This is a genomic window from Actinoplanes sp. KI2 (genome assembly GCF_025630775.1).
Taxonomy (GTDB): Bacteria; Actinomycetota; Actinomycetes; order Mycobacteriales; family Micromonosporaceae; genus Actinoplanes.
The window spans coordinates 264,033-280,751 of sequence record NZ_JAOSZE010000004.1 but is presented as its reverse complement, the minus strand read 5'-3'; the positions used below and the strand labels follow the sequence as shown (position 1 = coordinate 280,751).

The window sequence follows — 16,719 nt, the reverse complement described above, 5'->3', positions numbered from 1 at the left end:
TCCTCCTCGGTCTGGTACACCGATCGTCACACGTCGAGCGCTGTCCGGCCACGGGGAATGTCCCCGGGTATCCGGCCTCCCGGATCTCAGGGTGGCCTCAGGGTCGGCGCCGGAAGCAACTCAGGCGCCTGCGGAGACAGGATCGATGGCATGACCGACGAAGCCAACACCGCTTCCGTTCCGCCCGGCGCCTCCGCTTCGTCGGGCACGACCCCTCCGCCCGACACCTCCCCTTCGTCGGGCCCGATCCCTCCGTCCGACGCCTCCACCTCGTCGGGCCCGACCCCTCCGCCCGAGCCGCCGCCCTGGTCGCCCGGGGTGCCCTTCTCCCGGGAGCATCTCGTACGCCCCCGGCAGGGCCGCTATGTCGCCGGCGTCTGCGCGGCGCTGGCCCGGGCCACCAACACCGACCCGGTGCTGTGGCGGGTGCTGGTCGCCGTGCTCGGCGTGCTGAGCGGCGTCGGTGTCCTGCTCTACCTGATCGGCTGGCTGATCATCCCGGCCGAGGGGGACACCGCGTCGCCGATCGAGGGCCTGCTCGGCAAGGGCCGCTCCGGGATGGCGCCGCTCACCGTGATCCTGCTGGGTGCGGCCGCGGTGATCTCGTTCGGCTTCATCGTGCACGACGGGATGCGGGCCAGCCTGCTGGCCGCCGCGGTGATCGTCGGCGCGGTCCTGCTGATCAAGCGCAACAACGGGAGCTCCACGGCGCCGCCCGACCCCGGGCAGGCCGCCACATTTCCGCCACCGCCCGGCCAGGTTCCGCCCCCGGGTGCGCCCACCGCGCCGACGGCCGCGTTCCCGGCGCCGGGCGCCGGCGCCCCGGCGGCCGAGGAGCCGGTGACCGCGCCGATGCCCCCGGTCTCCCCGATGCCGCCGATGCCGGCCGCGCCCGGCGGGTACCGGCCGCCGTTCGCGCCGCACGGCCCCTGGGCCAGCAGCAACCTGCCGCCGGCCTACCAGCCGCCGCAGCCGCAGCCCCGGACGCCCAAGCCGCCGAAGCCGCCGCGCGAGCGCTCCAAGCTCGGCCGCCTCACGTTCTTCGCGGTGCTCCTGGTGATGGGCGTGATGGCGGTGCTCGGCATGGCCGGGGCGCACCTCACCGTCTCCGCCTACTTCGCGGCCGCGCTGGTCACGATCGCGCTCGGCCTGATCGTCGGCGCGTGGTTCGGCCGGGCCCGCGGGCTGATCGCGCTGGCCATCCTCGCCTCGATCGGCCTGGGCATCTCGACCGGCGTCGAGCGCTGGGGCGGCCAGGTGGGCAACAGCGTCTACCGCCCGCAGACCGTCGCCGCGATCGCCGACCGGTACGACTTCACCGCCGGCAACGCGACGCTCGACCTGCGCGACGTCGACTTCACCGGCCAGTCGCAGGCGGTCACCCTGACCATGAAGGTGGGCCAGCTGCGAGTCCTGCTCCCGGCCAAGGTCGACACGACCGCTTCGCTGTCGCTGGACACCGGGCGGGCGCTGATCCTGGGCAAGGAGTACGACGGGGGGACCGTGCACAACGAGACCGTCACCGACCTCGGCTCGGACGGCACCGGTGGCGGCACCCTCAAGCTCGACCTGCAGATGGACACCGGGAACGTGGAGGTCCTCCGATGAAGCCGCACCGTACCGACGGCGTCTCGCTGAGCTTCGGTCTGATCTTCCTGATGGTCGCCCTGTGGTGGGCGGTCTCCCGGGCGGTCGACATCCACCTGCCGGCCGTCGGCTGGCTGGTGGCCGGCGCCCTGATCATGTTCGGCGTGATCGGGCTGCTCGGGGCGATCCGCTCCGGGCGCACCCCGGCCCCGCAGCCCGTGCCGGTCGCCGCGCCGCCGGCCGAGCCCGAGATCCCCGGCGGGCTGCCGCCCGAGATGCATGCCTCGATCGTCCGCGAGCTGCTCGAGGAGCCCGGCGAGCGGTTCCGCAAGGAGCACCCCGAGGCCACGACGGAGCGGCCTCACCAGGACTGACGCCGGAGGTCAGGAGGCCGGGCAATATGCTCGGCCTCATGACCCCGTTTCCGTCCGTGTCCAAGGCACCCATCGTCGGCGTCGGCGCCACGGCCGCCCGCGCCCTCACCGCCGAGTTCGCCCGGCACAACGCGTCCACGTCGGCGCTGCTGATCGGCGCCGACCAGGCGTCGCTCACGGTGGCCTGCGCGGTCGAGGCGCTGCTGCCCGGCGACACGCTGACCCTGGTCGCCGGCGAGCGCAGCACCGCCGACCTGCTGCGCGACCACATCGCCGGCCTGGGCAGCTGGATCGCCGACCGGGTCCGGGTGGTGGACGCGCTCGACGAGGCGCAGCCGGCCGACGTGGTGATCCTCGGCGAGCCGGTCACCGGCACCGCCCAGGAGGTGCGGGTCCTGCTGGACAAGCTCGGGAAGTACCTGAACGACGGCGCGGTGATCACGCTCGCCACGCCGGCGGTGCCGGGGCGTACCGGCGGGGCGGCGGCCGAGTTGTTCCGGCAGAGCGCGCTGTTCGGGGTCGGGTCCGACCTGGTGGTGCGCAACTCGCCGCCACTGCGGGTGCACAGGCTGCGGTTCACCCCGGCCGACCCGAAGGTGGCGGCCACCCTCGCCCCCGCGTACCGGCCGTCGAGCGTGCCGGTGACCCGCGGGATGCACATCGACTCGAACGGCGTGGCGGCCGGTGGCATCGCGCTCGGCCTCGCCCTGCTGGCCCGCGCGGCCCGGCCGAAATCGAAGCTGTGGCTGGTCCCGGCGCTGGCCGCGGGCCCGGTGGCGGCGTTCTTCCGAGACCCGGAGCGCGAGGTGCCGACCGATCCGGCCGCGGTCGTGGCGGCGGCGGACGGCAAGGTGCTCTCGGTCGAGCGGATGACCGACTCGCGCTTCGGCGACGGCGAGTTCCTGCGGATCGCGGTGTTCCTGTCGGTGCTCGACGTGCACGTGAACCGGGTGCCGGTGGCCGGCCGGGTCGCCGACTACTTCGTCGAGGACGGCGGGTACGCGAACGCGATGACCGCGGCGGCCGAGCACAACGTGGCCGCGTACACGGTGCTGGACACCGAGCACGGGACGGTCGTGGTCGCCCAGCGCACCGGGCTGATCGCGCGGCGGATCGTGCAGCGGACGCCGGTCGGCACCCTGGTGGCCCGGGGCGAGCGGATGGGCCTGATCCGGTTCGGCTCGCGCACCGACGTCTACCTGCCCGCGGACCGCGCCGAGCCGCTGGTCACGGTCGGCGAGAAGGTGGTCGGCGGCGCCTCGGTGATCGCCCGCTGGCTCTAGCCGGACAGCAAAAGGGCCGCCCCCACGCGGGGGCGGCCCTTTTCGGGTATCTCAGGCGCGCTTGGCGCGGGCCCACATCACCGGGCCGCTGACCAGGTACGCCATCACCACGGCCGCGAAGGTGAGCCGCGGGTCGACCAGGGCGCCCACCGCGGGGAGCAGCCAGAGCCACGGCGGCAGCTTCACCAGGCGGGCCAGCTTCGCGTACGGGAAGCTGGAGACCATCGCGAACGCCAGCACCGCGACACCGCCGAGCAGCACCGGGCCGGGCAACGGCAGGTCGATCAACACCGTCACGGCCAGCACCGCGGCGGCCATCGTGGTGGGGACGCCGCAGAAGAACTTGCCGTCCTTCGGCGAGACGTTGAAGCGGGCCAGCCGGATCGCCGCGCAGCCGGCCACCAGCACGCAGGCCACGGCCGCGGCGGCGGTGGGCACGGTGTGCGCCAGCGACGCGTAGACCACGACCGGGGCGGCCAGGCCGAACGAGCACATGTCGGCCAGCGAGTCCATCTGGGCGCCGAACGGGCTCGCCACGCCCAGCTTGCGGGCCAGGGCGCCGTCGAGGCCGTCGAACGTCACGCAGGCCACCAGGCAGGCGGCCGCCTGCCGGACGTCGCCCTGCATGGCCAGGAAGATGGCCAGCAGACCGAGGGCCAGGCTGGCCAGGGTGCAGGCGTTGACGAGGGCGAAGCGCAGTTTGCGGGCCGCGGTCTGCTCGCCGGGAAGCAGGGGTACGGTGGTCGCGACCGGCTCGCCGGGCTCGATCGGGACGAGCACATCGGCAAGCTCGGGGTAGGACAGAACCGAGATGGGCTGGACGGGCTCCGGCCCGGTGTAGATCACCTCGGCCCGGGTGGCGGTGGCGGCGCGCCCGGAATCTCCGGTACGGCGGCTCACGCGCACCAGCAGGGCTTGCCGGGCGAGAGTGCCGCCGCGGCGTAAACGGCCTGCCCAACGGCGACCGGCGGGACGGGGACTATCCGTCGTGCGACGCCGGCGCCAAGGGGTACTCGGCACGTGTTTCCTCCATGGGATCGGTATGCCTACCAGCACTTTCGGCAGTAGGTAGTGGCCCCCTTACCCACCGCTCTCCGTCGTCACCGGATCGCGGGGGTTACACCATTGCACAGCCAAGCGATCTTGGCGAGAGACCAATCGACTGGCCCTTACTACGAGCGCTCGCAGGGGATCGGGTCATTCCGCCCGTTCCCTGTGAGGATTTTAACTCCTGAGCTCCTGGTCGATTCGGTCCACGGCCTCGCGGGCCAGCTCGGTCAGGTCGATCTTGTCGATCGCCGCCCGCGGGAACCACGCCGCCTCGGCGGTGGACCCGCCGGCGTCCTCGGTCACCACGGGCTCCGTCGGCCCGTCCACCCGGACCCGGAACAGCACCCGGATGACGTGCCAATCGACCGGCCTGCCCTCCGGCCCCACGGCCGCAGGGTCGTACCGGTGCGAAATGCCCAGCAAGCCGGTCACCCGCCCGTGTTGCGACGTCTCCTCGTACAGCTCGCGGGCCAGGGCCTGCTCGGGGGTCTCGCCGTGGTCGGTGCCGCCGCCGGGCAGGTGCCAGCGGCCCGCGCCGGGGTATCCGCCGGAGATCTTGGCGAGCAGGATTCGCCCGTCCGGGTCGGTGGCGGCCGCGTACGCCCCGAAACGCTGCACCCGCTCCGGCCGGAAGATTTCCTCGTTTTTATCGGTTATGTCGTGGAATGCGCCCGGACGGCCGAGCTGGGCCGCCGTGAACGGCATGAGCGGCCGGTCCCCCAGCTCCGCCGGGCCGGCCCAGTCGACCAGGTCGGTCGTGCCGTCGGTCTCGGCGCGCAGGTTGCCGCCCACCACCGAAACGTCATAGATGATCCGGTCGGTGTGCTCGAGGTCGCCGCCCGGCAGCCGGGCGAGGTCGGCGGTCACCGCGCGCAGACCCTCCCGGCGCACCATGAAGCCGGTCTCCTCGGCGAACTCGCGCACCACGGCGTCGTCCGGGTGCTCGCCCTGCTCGACACCGCCGCCCGGCAGCGTCCAGAGGCCCGGGAACTCGCTGGCATCCGAGTTCCGGGCGAGCAGCACCCGCCCGGCCTCGTCACGACAGATTCCGTACGCGCCGACTCGCCTGATCTTCACCCGACTAGGTTAGTCGCGCTTTCCCGAGCGCCTCGGCGGTCACCTCGGTGAGCTGGTCGTCGCCGAGCGCGGCCACCTCGGTGAGCGGCATCCAGCGCGCCTCGGAGGTCGAGCCGCCGACATCCTTGACGGTCACCTCGGTCGGCGCGTCGACGATCACCCGATAGAAGGCGCGAACGCCGTGCCAGTCGATCGGGTAACCCTCCGGGCCCAGCGAGGCCGCGTCGCGGTGGCTCGCCACGCCCATCAGCTCGATCAGCCGGCCCAGCTGGCCGGTCTCCTCGACCAGCTCCCGGATCAGTGCGGTGCCCGGCTGCTCGCCGTAGTCGGTGCCGCCGCCGGGCAGGTGCCAGCGGCCCTCGCCCGGGTAACCGGGGGCGATCCGGGTGAGCAGCAGGCTGGTCGCATCGGCGTCGGTGGCGATCGCGTACGCCGCGAAGCGCTGCGCGCGGTGCAGACCGTCCGGGCCGGGGTAGGCGTAGAACGACGGGAAGTCGGGCGCCTCCTCCGGCCGCAGGTCGGCGCTGGCCGCGCCCAGGCCCAGGGCGGCCGCGGTGAACTGGCGGAGCTTGAGCTTGGCCGCCTCGGCCGGCGTGTGCCAGCGGGCCAGGTCGGTGGGGTGGCCGACCCGGTCGACCAGCGTGCCGCCGCGGATCGAGACCGAGTAGATGAGGCGATCGGTGTGGATGGTGACGCCGCGATGGGGCATGGACCGCATGTCGGCCAGCACGTCGCGCAGCCCGGTGACGGCGACGGACAGGCCGGTCTCGGCCGCGGTCTCGCGGACGACGGTGTGGTTGGGATCTTCACCATGATCGACTGCGCCGCCGGGGAGCGACCAGACACCGGGGGTACCGGAGCGGCTCGAGGCACGGACGAGCAGCACGCGACCGTCGTCGTCGGTGGCGACGGCGTACGCGGCGATTCGCCGAAGTGGTTCCAGTGCGGGGGTCACGGGCCGCAATTCTGCCCGGAGTCGGTTACCCGCAGAAAACGTCTGTCGGATTCCTGACAGCGTGAACGCGCTGCGTAATAGCAGGTAGCGAGCTTGCTGATCACTCTTCGTGCCCGGAAACGCACCCCTGGTGTCGGGAATTTCCCACCTTGGTGGCGCCAGATTTCAGGGTTGTTATCGGGGCAGTCACCGAGGTTGCGGCGTGGTTCCGCGGCCAGCATGGAGGCATGACTGACGCACCGTACCGCCGCCTCCTCCGCCCCCTGGACGACCGGATTGTCGCCGGCGTCTGCAGCGGCATCGGGCGGTATTTCCGAGTCGACCCGGTGCTGGTCCGGGTCGCCTTCGTCATCTTCGCCGCCGTCACCTGGGGTGCGGCGCTGCTCGCCTACCCGGTGGCCTGGTTCCTCATGCCGGAGGAGCAGCCGGTCGTGCCCGCCCCCACCACCTGGCGCGACCCCTCCGACCCGACCTGGGGCCGGCCGGCCGCATAGCCGGCGGCCCGGGGCCGGGTCACTCCCACTCGATGGTGCCCGGCGGCTTGCTGGTGACGTCGAGGACCACCCGGTTCACCTCACGCACCTCGTTGGTGATCCGGGTGGAGATCCGGGCGATCAGGTCGTACGGGAGGCGGGACCAGTCGGCGGTCATCGCGTCCTCGCTGGAGACCGGGCGCAGCACCACCGGGTGGCCGTAGGTGCGGCCGTCGCCCTGGACGCCGACGCTGCGGACGTCGGCCAGCAGGACCACCGGGAACTGCCACACCTCCCGGTCGAGGCCGGAGGCGGTGAGCTCCTCGCGGGCGATCAGGTCGGCGGCCCGCAGGATGTCGAGGCGATCCCGGTCGACCGCGCCGATGATCCGGATCGCCAGGCCCGGGCCCGGGAACGGATGCCGGTGCACCATCTCGTCGGGGAGCCCGAGCTCCTTGCCCAGGGCGCGCACCTCGTCCTTGAACAGCGTGCGCAGCGGCTCGATCAGGGCGAACTGCAGGTCGTCGGGGAGGCCGCCGACGTTGTGGTGGGACTTGATGTTGGCGGTGCCGGTGCCGCCGCCGGACTCCACCACGTCGGGGTAGAGCGTGCCCTGCACCAGGAACTCGATGTGCCGCTCGGCATCCAGCTCGCGGGCCGCGGCCTCGAAGGTGCGGATGAACTCCCGGCCGATGATCTTGCGCTTCTGCTCGGGGTCGGTCACCCCGGCGAGGTGGCCGAGGAAGACGTCGGCGGCGTCGACGACCTTGAGCCGGATGCCGGTGGCGGCCACGTAGTCCTTCTCCACCTGCTCGGCCTCGCCCGCGCGCAGCAGGCCGTGGTCGACGAAGACGCAGGTCAGCTGGTCGCCGATGGCCCTGTGCACGAGCGCCGCGGCGACCGCCGAGTCGACACCGCCGGAGAGCGCGCAGAGCACCTGCTTGTCGCCGACCTGCTCGCGGATCGAGGCCACCTGGTCGTCGATGATGTTGCTGGCGGTCCAGGTCGGCTCGAGACCGGCGATGTCGTACAGGAAGCGCCGGAGCATCTCCTGGCCCTGCTCGGTGTGCGCCACCTCGGGGTGGAACTGCACGCCGGCCCGCTTGGCGGAAAGATCCTCGAAGGCGGCGACCGGCGCGCCCGGCGAGGAAGCGGTGACCGTGAAGCCCGAAGGGGCGACCGAGACGCTGTCGCCGTGACTCATCCAGACCGGAAGGCCGGCCGGCAGGTCGCGCAGCAGGCTGCCGCCCTGGGCGGTGAGCAGGGTGCGACCGTACTCCCGGGCGCCGGTGTGCGCGACCGTGCCGCCCAGCGCCTGGGCCATCGCCTGGAAGCCGTAGCAGATGCCGAAGACCGGCACCTCGTTGTCGAACAGCGCCGGGTCGAGTGACGGGGCGCCGGCCTCGTACACGCTGGACGGGCCGCCGGACAGGATGATCGCGGCGGGGTTCTTGGCGAGCATCTCCGCGACCGGCATCGAGTGCGGCACGATCTCGGAGTAGACCCGCGCCTCACGGACGCGGCGGGCGATCAACTGGGCGTACTGGGCGCCGAAGTCGACGACGAGGACGGGACGCGGGGTGCTCACCCGGCGAGCTTACCGGCGCACCCCGGCCACCCGGACGTTGCCCGCCTTGTCGTACGCGCGGACCTGCACGTTCTTGGCGCGGGCCGGAACGGAGAACTTGCGCACGGATCCGCTGTACCGGCTGGTGACCTTGCCGTTGACCACGAGCTCCAGCCGGGCGATGCCGGACGCGTCGGTGGCGCGGACGGTGACCGACGTCGCAGCCTTGGCGAGCTTGACCGCCGGCGCGAGGTTGTCGGCGCGGACGTAGCGGCGGGTCTGCGTCAGGTTGCCGGCCCGGTCATAGGCGCGCAGGTCGAGCGGGACCACGCCGTTGCGCGGGGCCGACTGCCAGCGGAACGTGTACGGGGCCGAGACGTCGGTGCCGATCAGCTTGCCCCCGGCGTACAGCTCGACCCGGGAAACGCCGTGCTGGTCCGCGGCGGCGGCGGTGACGGTGACCACGCCCCGAGCTTGCGCGGGGGTGGCCCCGAAGGCCAGGACGGGCTTGGTCTTGTCGCCCGCGTACGGCAGGGCCGCCAGCGAGCGCAGCGCGTCGAGCCGCCCCCCGGTCAGCGCGACCCGGATCTGCGCGGCCGTCGGGGCCGGGTCGGTGGACGCCAGCAGGCCCGCGACGCCCGCGACGAACGGGGTCGCCGAGGAGGTGCCGCAGTACTCGTCGGTCACGCCGTCGCGGCGCTGGGCGAGGTTGCAGCCGGGCGCGGTGACGTTCACCCAGCTGCCGTAGTTGGACCACGAGTAGCGGTGGTCCTGCTGGTCGACGCCGCCGACCGAGAGCACCGACGGGATCGCGGCCGGGTAGTGCGGCAGCGGCGAGCCCGCGTTGCCGGCCGCGGCCACGACGAGCGAGCCCTTCTGGTCGGCGTAGCTGACCGCGTCGCTGAGGATCTGGCTCTTCTCGGAGCCGCCCAGCGACAGGCTGATGATCGCCGCACCCTGGTCGGCCGCGTAGCGGATGCCCTCGGCGATGGTGTCGTACCCGCCGTCGCCCTTCGCGTTCAGGACCTTGACCGGCAGGATCTTGCAGCTCCAGCAGACACCGGCGACGCCGGTCTTGTTGTTGCCGGTGGCCGCGGCGACCCCGGCGGCCATCGTGCCGTGACCGTTGTCGTCGGCCGGGTCGTCGTCGTCGTTGACGAAGTCGTGGCCGGTGAGCATGCGCGGGGCCAGGTCGGGCAGGCGGTTCACGCCGGTGTCGACGATCGCGATCGTGACCCCCGAGCTGCCGCGGACCGTGGACCAGGCGTCGTTGACGTGGGTACGGGTGATGCCCCACTGGCGGGCGTACCCGGGGTCGTCGGGGCGGACGGCGTCGGTATGCGCTACGGGTTCGATGGCGGCCTGGGCGGGGACGGCGGGCAGCACGGCGCCACCGGCGAGCAGGAGACCAAGGAGTACACGCAAGTGACCGCCCCCGAACGTGAAGGAGCCGGCCACCGTTGGTCGGCTCCTTCATCTGTTCGGTCCGCTGGTAGGCATTTCGGGTTCGCCGAGGGTGCACCCCGGTTGCCCCCGGCGGTGGTACGCGGCTGATCTTCTTGCCCGCGCCACCCGGCCGACCTGCGGGGCGATCTTCATGCCATTGAGGGAAAGAATTCAGTCCTCTACTGTTCCGCTGTGCAAAACCGGAAGTTGGTGTGGTGGATCGTCGGCGCCCTGGTGGTCGTCCTGCTCAGCGGCGGCGGAATCGCCCTCGCGGTCTCCGGCGGCTCCGGGCCGAAGCCGCAGGCGGCCCCGATCGCGTCCGTCTCCGCACCGTCGTCGGCCGAGCCGACGCCGTCGGCCTCGCCGGCACCCTCCCCGGGGGCGGACATCGACGGCCCGCTCGACCTGGTGCTGCTCGGCGTCGACACCCGGGTGACCATCCCGGACTGGGAGCCGCACTCCGACACGATCATGTTGCTGCACGTCGAGCCGGGGCTGCGGAAGGCGTACCTCTACTCGCTTCCGCGTGACCTGCGGGTGACCATGCCGGCGTTCCCGAAGGCCGGGTTCGGCGGCGGGACGTACAAGCTGACCGAGGCGATGAGCCGCGGGTCGCGGGTGCCGGGCACCAAGAAGACCAACGTCGGCCAGGGGTATGAGCTGCTCACCAGGGTGCTCAGCGGGTACACCGGGATCAAACGGTTCCAGGCCGGCGCGATCCTCAACTTCGGCGGCCTGGCCCAGCTGGTCGAGCGGCTCGGCGGCGTCGACATGGTCGTCGACGAGAAGGTGAAGTCGCACCACCGCAAGCCGGACGGCTCGATGCGGCCGCTGGTGCCGGGCGGCGGCGACTACTCCGGGCCGCAGGCCGTGTACCTGCCGGGGCGGCGGCACTTCGTGGGCTGGCAGGCGATCGACTACGCACGGCAGCGGTACGGCCTGCCCAACGGCGACTACGACCGCACCCGCCACCAGCGGCAGCTGGTCCGGGCGATCCTCGGCAAGGCGCTCGACCAGGGGTTGGCCGCCGACCCGCAGAAGCTCCAGCAGGTGATCACGGCGCTCGGCAAGTCGCTGGTCTACGTGGGCGGCCGGACGCCGCTGGAGTACGCGTACGCGCTGCGCGATCTCACGCCGGCCGACCTCACGCTGGTCGGGCTGCCCGGCCACGGGGTGGGCAGCGGCGGCTCCTACAAGGGCGAGGCACTGACCCCCGAGGGCAGGGGTTTCCTCACCGCGGTCGCGAAGGATCAGATCGCGCCCTACCTGGCCGCGCACCCCAAACTGGTCAACAAGTAGGTCTCACGGCCGGGGCGGGGCGGTCTTGCCGTACAGCCAGTCCTGGAAGAATGTGCCGAGGTTCTTCCCGGACACCTGCTCGGCCATCTTGATCAGCTCGGCGGTGTCCGCGTTGCCGTCCCGGTACGTGCTGGTCCAGGTGGTGAGCAGCCTCGCGAAGGCGGCGTCGCCGATCGTCTCGCGCAGCGCGTACACGGTCATTCCGCCGCGGCTGTAGACCGCGTCGCCGAACAGGTGCTCCACCCCGGGGTTGCCGGGCGTCTGGCTCCAGTCGAAACCGTGGTACGTCCGGTCGAAGATCGCCTTCATCGTGTCGGTGCCGGCGTGCTCCTGCCACAGCCACTCGGCGTACGTGGCGAAGCCCTCGTTGAGCCAGATGTCCTGCCAGCGGTCGAGGGCCACGCTGTCGCCGAACCACTGGTGGGCGAGTTCGTGCGCGATCACCACCGAGTCCGGGTCGTCGGCGAAGAACGACTGGCTGTAGGTGGGGCGGGACTGGGTCTCCAGCGCGTACCGGATCCGGTCGTCGTTCACCACGATCCCGCCGTACGCGTCGAACGGGTACGGCCCGAACTGGGTGGCCAGAAAGTCGGCGATCTCCCCGGTGCGGGCCAGCGACTTGGCGGCCGGCCCGTCGGCGGGCAGCGAGTCGGGGACCGCGGTGATCATCGGCTTGCCGTCGTGCGTGGTCGTGCTCATCCGGTACTTCCCGATGATCACAGTGGACAGATAGCTGGCCAGCGGCGAGCTCTCCGTCCAGCGCCAGGTGGTCCAGCCGCCGGTGCTGGTCTTCGGGCCCGGCACGCCGATGCTGAGCACGGTCAGCCCGTCGGGCACGGTCATCGCGAGCTTGAAGGTGGCCTTGTCCGAGGGGTGGTCGTTGACCGGGAACCAGGTGCTGGCCGACTCGGGCTGGCCGAGGGCGATCGCGCCGTCGGCGGTGCTCAGCCAGCCGCCGTCGCCGAGGCTCTTGTTGGCCAACTGGGTCGGCGTACCGCCGTAGTCGATCACGGCGGTGAATGTCCGGTTCTTGCGGATGCCCGCGGTCGGAGTGATCACGAGCTCGTTGCCCTGGGCGGCCGAGGTCGCCACCGCACCGTCCACAGTGACTTTCGAGGCAGCGAGGTGGGCGAGATCGAGATCGAACCGGGACAGGTCCTGGGTCGCCGCCGCGGTGATCGTCGCCGTCCCGCGCAGGGCCTTCGTGCCCGGGTCGTATCGGAGATTCAGGTCATATCCGGCTACGTTGTAGCCGCCGTTGCCGTAGGTAGGGAAGTACGGATCGCCGGCGCCCGGGGCTCCGGGTTGGAAGTCGGCGCCACCGGGCGCGGACGGTGTGGAGCACGCGCCCAGCAGCACCACGGCCAAAGCCGCGAGCAACGGCCTACTTGTCCAGAACAAGCGCTACCTTCTGGAACTCCTTGACGTCGCGGTACCCGCACTTGGCCATCGCCCGTCGCAGGCCGCCGAACAGGTTGAGCTGCCCGTCGGGCCGGTCGGCCGGGCCGAACAGCAACTCCTCCAGCGTGCCGTCCGGCTCGCCGGCGATGCAGAAGCCGCCGCGCGGCAGGGACGGGTGACTCGCCGACGAGTGCCACCAGGCGCCCCCGGCCGGCGCGCCCTCGGCCAGCGACAGCGGCTCGCCGAGCATCACCGCGTCGGCGCCGCAGCCGATCGCCTTCGCGATGTCGCCCGACGTGCTGATCCCGCCGTCCGCGATCAGGTGGACGTAGCGGCCGCCGGTCTCGTCCAGGTAGTCGCGGCGGGCGGCCGCGGCGTCGGCGATCGCGGTGGCCATCGGCACCCGGATGCCCAGCACGGTGTCGGTGGTCGACCACTCGTCGGCACCGACGCCCACGATCACGCCGGCCGCCCCGGTCCGCATCAGGTGCAGCGCCGTCTTGTAGTCGGTGCAGCCGCCGACGATCACCGGCAGGTCGAGGTCGGCGATGAACTCCTTGAGGTTCAGCGGCTCGTCGGTCGTCGAGACGTGCTCGGCGCTGACCAGCGTGCCCTGGATGACCAGCAGGTCGACGCCGGCGTCCAGCACGACCGGGGCGAGCGCCAGCGTGTGCTGCGGCGACACCCGGACGGCGACGGTGACGCCGCCGTCCCGGATCGTCTTCACCCGCTCGGCGATCAGCTCCGGCTTGATCGGCTCGGCGTACACCTCCTGCAGGCGCTTGGTGGCGTCGGCGTCCTCGCCGAGCGACGCCAGCTCCTCAAGGATCTTGGTGGGGTCCTCGTACCGCGTCCACAGGCCCTCGGCGTTGAGCACGCCCAGGCCGCCGAGGCGGCCCAGGGAGATCGCCGACTGCGGGCTCATGGTCGCGTCGGACGGATGCGCGACGCAGGGGATCTTGAAGGGGTACGCGTCGACGCGCCACTCGGTGGACACGTCGTCCACGTCGCGGGTGCGCCGGCTCGGGACGATGGCGATGTCGTCCAGGTGGTAGCCGCGCTGGGCGGTCTTGCCGAGACCGATCTCCACGACGTCACGCATGATCTGTCCTCTTAGCGGGAGTGATAGTTCGGGGCTTCCACGGTCATCTGGATGTCGTGCGGGTGGCTCTCCTTCAGACCGGCAGCGGTAATCCTGATGAGCTGCCCACGCTCCTGCAAGTCGGTGATGGTCTCGGCGCCGGAGTAACCCATCGCCAGCCGCAGGCCGCCGACCAGCTGGGCGACCACCCGGGACAGCGGGCCGCGGTAGGGCACCTGACCCTCGACGCCCTCGGGCACCAGCTTCTCCTCCGGCACGTCGTGCTGGAAGTAGCGGTCCTTCGAGTACGACTTGGCCTGGCCACGGCTCTGCATCGCGCCCAGCGAGCCCATCCCCCGGTACGACTTGTACTGCTTGCCGTTCAAGAAGATCAGGTCGCCGGGGCTCTCCTCGGAGCCGGCCAGCAGGCCGCCCAGCATCACGGTCTCGGCGCCGGCCACGATCGCCTTGGCGATGTCGCCCGAGTATTGAATGCCGCCGTCGGCGATCACCGGGACGCCGGCCGGGCGGCAGGCGCGGGCCGCCTCCATGATCGCGGTGATCTGCGGGACGCCGACGCCCGCCACGATGCGCGTGGTGCAGATGGCGCCCGGGCCCACGCCGACCTTCACCGCGTCGGCGCCGGCCTCGACCATCGCCTTGGCGCCCGCGAAGGTCGCCACGTTGCCGCCGACGATGTCGGTGACCGTGTCTCGCTTGAGGCGGGCGATCATGTCGAGCACCTGGCGCTGGTGGCCGTGCGAGGTGTCCACAATGATCACGTCGACACCGGCCTCGATCAGGCCGCGGGCCCGCTTGTACGACTCGTCGCCGACGCCGATCGCGGCCGCGACCCGCAGCCGGCCCTGCTCGTCCTTGGTCGCCAGCGGGTACTGCTCCGACTTCGTGAAGTCCTTCACCGTGATCAGGCCGCGGAGCCGGCCGCTCTCGTCGACCAGCGGCAGCTTCTCGACCTTGTGCCGCTGCAGCAGCGCGAGCGCCTCGTCCTTGCTGACCCCGACCGGCGCGGTGTACAGCGGCGACCTGGTCATCACCTCGCGCACCTTGACCTCGTGGTCGGTGACGAAGCGCATGTCCCGGTTGGTCACGATGCCGACCAGGGTGCCGTCGCCGTCCACCACCGGGACGCCGGAGATGCGGTAGCGGGCGCAGAGCCCGTCGACCTCGCGCAGGGTGTCGTCGGGGCTGCAGGTGACCGGGTTGGTGATCATGCCGGACTCGGAGCGCTTCACGAGGTCGACCTGGGCGGCCTGGTCCTCGGCCGAGAGATTGCGGTGCAGCACGCCGATGCCGCCCTCGCGCGCCATCGCGATCGCCATGCGCGCCTCGGTCACCGTGTCCATCGCGGCGGACAGCACCGGGATGGTGAGGCCGATGTTCCGCGTGAGGCGGGTGTTGGTGTTGACCCGGCTGGGCACGATGTCCGATTCGCCGGGCTGGAGCAGCACGTCATCGAAGGTCAGACCGAGTGGAACCGTACGGGCCGAGTCGCTTTCCACGGAGCATCCTTAACTGCCGGAAGACGGATGGTTCATCGTACCCATCCGGCTGGAGCGCTCCCGTGGGACGGACAGGACGTGCGGGCCAGCACACATCCGTCCGAGGTGAGTACCGTAAGGGGGTGCAGGATGAGCCCATTGACCCGTTCAACGGTGACCCGACCGACCCGGCCGCCGGTCTCGAGGACATCGACGAGGACGCCGAGGCCGAGCCGCTGACCGAGGCCGAGCGGCAGGATGTCCTCGAGGACCTCTCCGACCTGGAGATCTACCAGGCGCTGCTGAGTCCTACCGGCATTCGTGGGCTGGTCATCGAGTGCGAGGACTGCCACGAGCCACACTACTTCGACTGGGACCTGCTGCGCGGCAACCTGCGTCATCTGCTCGAGAGCGGTCGCCCCCGGGTGCACGAGCCCGCCTACGACCCCGACCCCGATCACTACGTGACGTGGGAGTACGCGCGAGGCTACGCCGACGGCGTGCACGACACCTTGACCGAGGGGACCGACGACGAGGGTTAGGCAGAGCTGGCTGGCTCCGCTTCGCTCCGCGGCAATTGCCTTGTAACCGGTGACTTGGCAGGCGGTTTTCCGAACCCCGCAAACCCCGCGGGCTTCGAAAAACCGCGTGCCAAGTCACCGGCGGCAATTGCCGACCGTTCGGGTCAGGCCACTAACCCGGCCCGGAAGCCCGCCGCGACAGCGTGCGCCCGGTCGCGGGCGCCCAGCTTGCGGAACAACCGCCGGGCGTGAGTCTTGACCGTGTCCTCCGAGACGAACAGCTCGCGCCCGATCTCGGCGTTGCTCTTGCCGTCCGCCATTCCGCGCAGCACCTGCAGCTCGCGCTCGGTGAGCGTGAGCCGCCGCCCGGTGGGTGCCGCCTCGGCGACCCCGACCCCGGCCTCGTTGCCGGGCCAGGCCACCATCGGCCGGCCGGTGGCCGGGTCGATCGGGGCGTCGCCACGCTGTGACGGCACCATCGGCGAGCTCGGCAGCATGGCCGGCACCGCCGCGGAGTTCGGCGCGCCCACGCTCAGACCGTTCTGATAGGCGCGCGCGGCCGGGGAGTTGTTGTTCCGCGCGCCGCCGACGACCCCCGCCGGCTGCGCGTTCGTTCCGTTGATCGGCATGCCCTGCGGCCGGACCGGCAGCAGGAGGAGCAGTAGCGCCTTGGCAACGACGCTGACCAGGTCGTGCTCGACGCCACGGATGACGCCACGGGCGCCGGCCGCGACGGCCGCGGCGGCGACCCGCGGGTCTTCGGCGCCGAAGAGCACCACCTGCGCCTGCGGGGCGCGGGCGAGGACGCGCCGGGTGAAACCGACGCTGTCGGGACGGGTCACGGCGGTGTCGGCGAGGACCACTTCGGCCGGCCGTTCAGCCAGTCGGATCATGGCCTCGGTCTCGCTGACCGCGGTCCGGACGACGCCGGTCATGCCGAGCCGGGCCGCGGTGGACGCGACGGTCTGGGCCGCCAGCGGGGTACGGACGCACACGAGGACGGTACGCACAGCGATCCTCCTTCTCTCTCAGAGGAGATCACGCGAGGGCCGCAGCATTACGCGCTTTAGATGGAAAAAATGGGAAAGATCGGCATCAGTTGGTCG

General features: G+C 71.7%; 15 protein-coding genes. 6 read left to right on the top strand and 9 right to left on the bottom strand.

What is annotated here, in order from left to right:
- Window positions 1-150: 150 nt before the first annotated feature.
- Genes ODJ79_RS06330 through ODJ79_RS06320 form a run of 3 tightly spaced genes read left to right on the top strand, consistent with a single transcriptional unit; the run spans window position 151 to window position 3,244 of the window.
- Window positions 151-1,608, top strand: coding sequence for a PspC domain-containing protein (locus ODJ79_RS06330; RefSeq protein WP_263022352.1), 1,458 nt, complete (start codon window positions 151-153; stop codon window positions 1,606-1,608).
- On the top strand, window positions 1,605-1,961 hold the full coding sequence (locus ODJ79_RS06325) for a hypothetical protein (protein WP_263022351.1): 357 nt from the start codon (window positions 1,605-1,607) through the stop codon (window positions 1,959-1,961). The genes ODJ79_RS06330 and ODJ79_RS06325 overlap by 4 nt, the downstream gene beginning before the upstream one ends.
- A 38-nt stretch (window positions 1,962-1,999) precedes the next feature.
- Complete coding sequence (locus ODJ79_RS06320) at window positions 2,000-3,244, top strand: phosphatidylserine decarboxylase (RefSeq protein ID WP_263022350.1); 1,245 nt, start codon at window positions 2,000-2,002, stop codon at window positions 3,242-3,244.
- Between the two features lie 51 nt (window positions 3,245-3,295).
- Here ODJ79_RS06320 and ODJ79_RS06315 read toward each other — a convergent pair whose 3' ends face one another.
- From ODJ79_RS06315 to ODJ79_RS06305, 3 genes are all read right to left on the bottom strand, one after another.
- Window positions 3,296-4,153, bottom strand: coding sequence for a CDP-alcohol phosphatidyltransferase family protein (locus ODJ79_RS06315; protein ID WP_263022373.1), 858 nt, complete (start codon window positions 4,151-4,153; stop codon window positions 3,296-3,298).
- Window positions 4,154-4,468: 315 nt separating this feature from the next.
- Entirely contained in the window at window positions 4,469-5,371 is a 903-nt protein-coding gene (locus ODJ79_RS06310; protein WP_263022349.1) for an NUDIX hydrolase, read from the bottom strand.
- 4 nt (window positions 5,372-5,375) lie between these two features.
- A complete protein-coding gene (locus ODJ79_RS06305; protein ID WP_263022348.1) occupies window positions 5,376-6,326 on the bottom strand; it encodes an NUDIX hydrolase in 951 nt (316 codons plus the stop codon).
- Between the two features lie 227 nt (window positions 6,327-6,553).
- Between ODJ79_RS06305 and ODJ79_RS06300 the strand changes: the two genes are divergently transcribed.
- Entirely contained in the window at window positions 6,554-6,820 is a 267-nt protein-coding gene (locus ODJ79_RS06300; RefSeq protein WP_263022347.1) for a PspC domain-containing protein, read from the top strand.
- Window positions 6,821-6,839: 19 nt separating this feature from the next.
- Here the strand turns inward: ODJ79_RS06300 and guaA are convergent, their stop codons facing one another.
- Both guaA and ODJ79_RS06290 read right to left on the bottom strand, forming a co-directional pair.
- Window positions 6,840-8,387, bottom strand: a complete 1,548-nt coding sequence (gene guaA, locus ODJ79_RS06295; protein WP_263022346.1) for a glutamine-hydrolyzing GMP synthase — start codon at window positions 8,385-8,387, stop codon at window positions 6,840-6,842.
- A gap of 9 nt (window positions 8,388-8,396) precedes the next feature.
- Window positions 8,397-9,791 carry a S8 family serine peptidase gene (locus ODJ79_RS06290; protein WP_263022345.1) on the bottom strand — a complete coding sequence of 465 codons (1,395 nt, stop codon included), beginning with the start codon at window positions 9,789-9,791 and terminating at the stop codon, window positions 8,397-8,399.
- A 213-nt stretch (window positions 9,792-10,004) separates the two neighbouring features.
- Here ODJ79_RS06290 and ODJ79_RS06285 point away from each other — a divergent pair, with 213 nt between their 5' ends.
- Window positions 10,005-11,111 carry an LCP family protein gene (locus ODJ79_RS06285; RefSeq protein WP_263022344.1) on the top strand — a complete coding sequence of 369 codons (1,107 nt, stop codon included), beginning with the start codon at window positions 10,005-10,007 and terminating at the stop codon, window positions 11,109-11,111.
- 3 nt (window positions 11,112-11,114) lie between these two features.
- On the opposite strand, the gene ODJ79_RS06280 is transcribed toward ODJ79_RS06285, so the two are convergent.
- The 3 genes from ODJ79_RS06280 to guaB are packed head-to-tail and all read right to left on the bottom strand — an operon-like array spanning window position 11,115 to window position 15,113.
- Complete coding sequence (locus ODJ79_RS06280; RefSeq protein ID WP_263022343.1) at window positions 11,115-12,491, bottom strand: M1 family metallopeptidase; 1,377 nt, start codon at window positions 12,489-12,491, stop codon at window positions 11,115-11,117.
- Between the two features lie 4 nt (window positions 12,492-12,495).
- Window positions 12,496-13,614, bottom strand: a complete 1,119-nt coding sequence (locus ODJ79_RS06275) for a GuaB3 family IMP dehydrogenase-related protein (RefSeq protein WP_263022342.1) — start codon at window positions 13,612-13,614, stop codon at window positions 12,496-12,498.
- An 11-nt stretch (window positions 13,615-13,625) separates the two neighbouring features.
- Complete coding sequence (guaB, locus tag ODJ79_RS06270; RefSeq protein ID WP_263022341.1) at window positions 13,626-15,113, bottom strand: IMP dehydrogenase; 1,488 nt, start codon at window positions 15,111-15,113, stop codon at window positions 13,626-13,628.
- 122 nt (window positions 15,114-15,235) lie between these two features.
- On the opposite strand from guaB, the gene ODJ79_RS06265 reads away from it, so the two are divergent.
- Window positions 15,236-15,634: a DUF5319 domain-containing protein gene (locus ODJ79_RS06265; protein WP_263022340.1), complete on the top strand. Its 399-nt coding sequence runs from the start codon at window positions 15,236-15,238 to the stop codon at window positions 15,632-15,634.
- Between the two features lie 143 nt (window positions 15,635-15,777).
- Here ODJ79_RS06265 and ODJ79_RS06260 read toward each other — a convergent pair whose 3' ends face one another.
- Complete coding sequence (locus ODJ79_RS06260; protein ID WP_263022339.1) at window positions 15,778-16,623, bottom strand: response regulator transcription factor; 846 nt, start codon at window positions 16,621-16,623, stop codon at window positions 15,778-15,780.
- Window positions 16,624-16,719: the final 96 nt, after the last annotated feature.

What these genes read in the sequence shown, in the direction of transcription:
- ODJ79_RS06330 (WP_263022352.1), top strand. Translation starts at nt 151, where the DNA reads ATGACCGACGAAGCCAACACCGCTTCCGTTCCGCCCGGCGCCTCCGCT.
- ODJ79_RS06325 (WP_263022351.1), top strand. Translation starts at nt 1,605, where the DNA reads ATGAAGCCGCACCGTACCGACGGCGTCTCGCTGAGCTTCGGTCTGATC.
- ODJ79_RS06320 (WP_263022350.1), top strand. Translation starts at nt 2,000, where the DNA reads ATGACCCCGTTTCCGTCCGTGTCCAAGGCACCCATCGTCGGCGTCGGC.
- ODJ79_RS06300 (WP_263022347.1), top strand. Translation starts at nt 6,554, where the DNA reads ATGACTGACGCACCGTACCGCCGCCTCCTCCGCCCCCTGGACGACCGG.
- ODJ79_RS06275 (WP_263022342.1), bottom strand. Translation starts at nt 13,614, where the DNA reads ATGCGTGACGTCGTGGAGATCGGTCTCGGCAAGACCGCCCAGCGCGGC.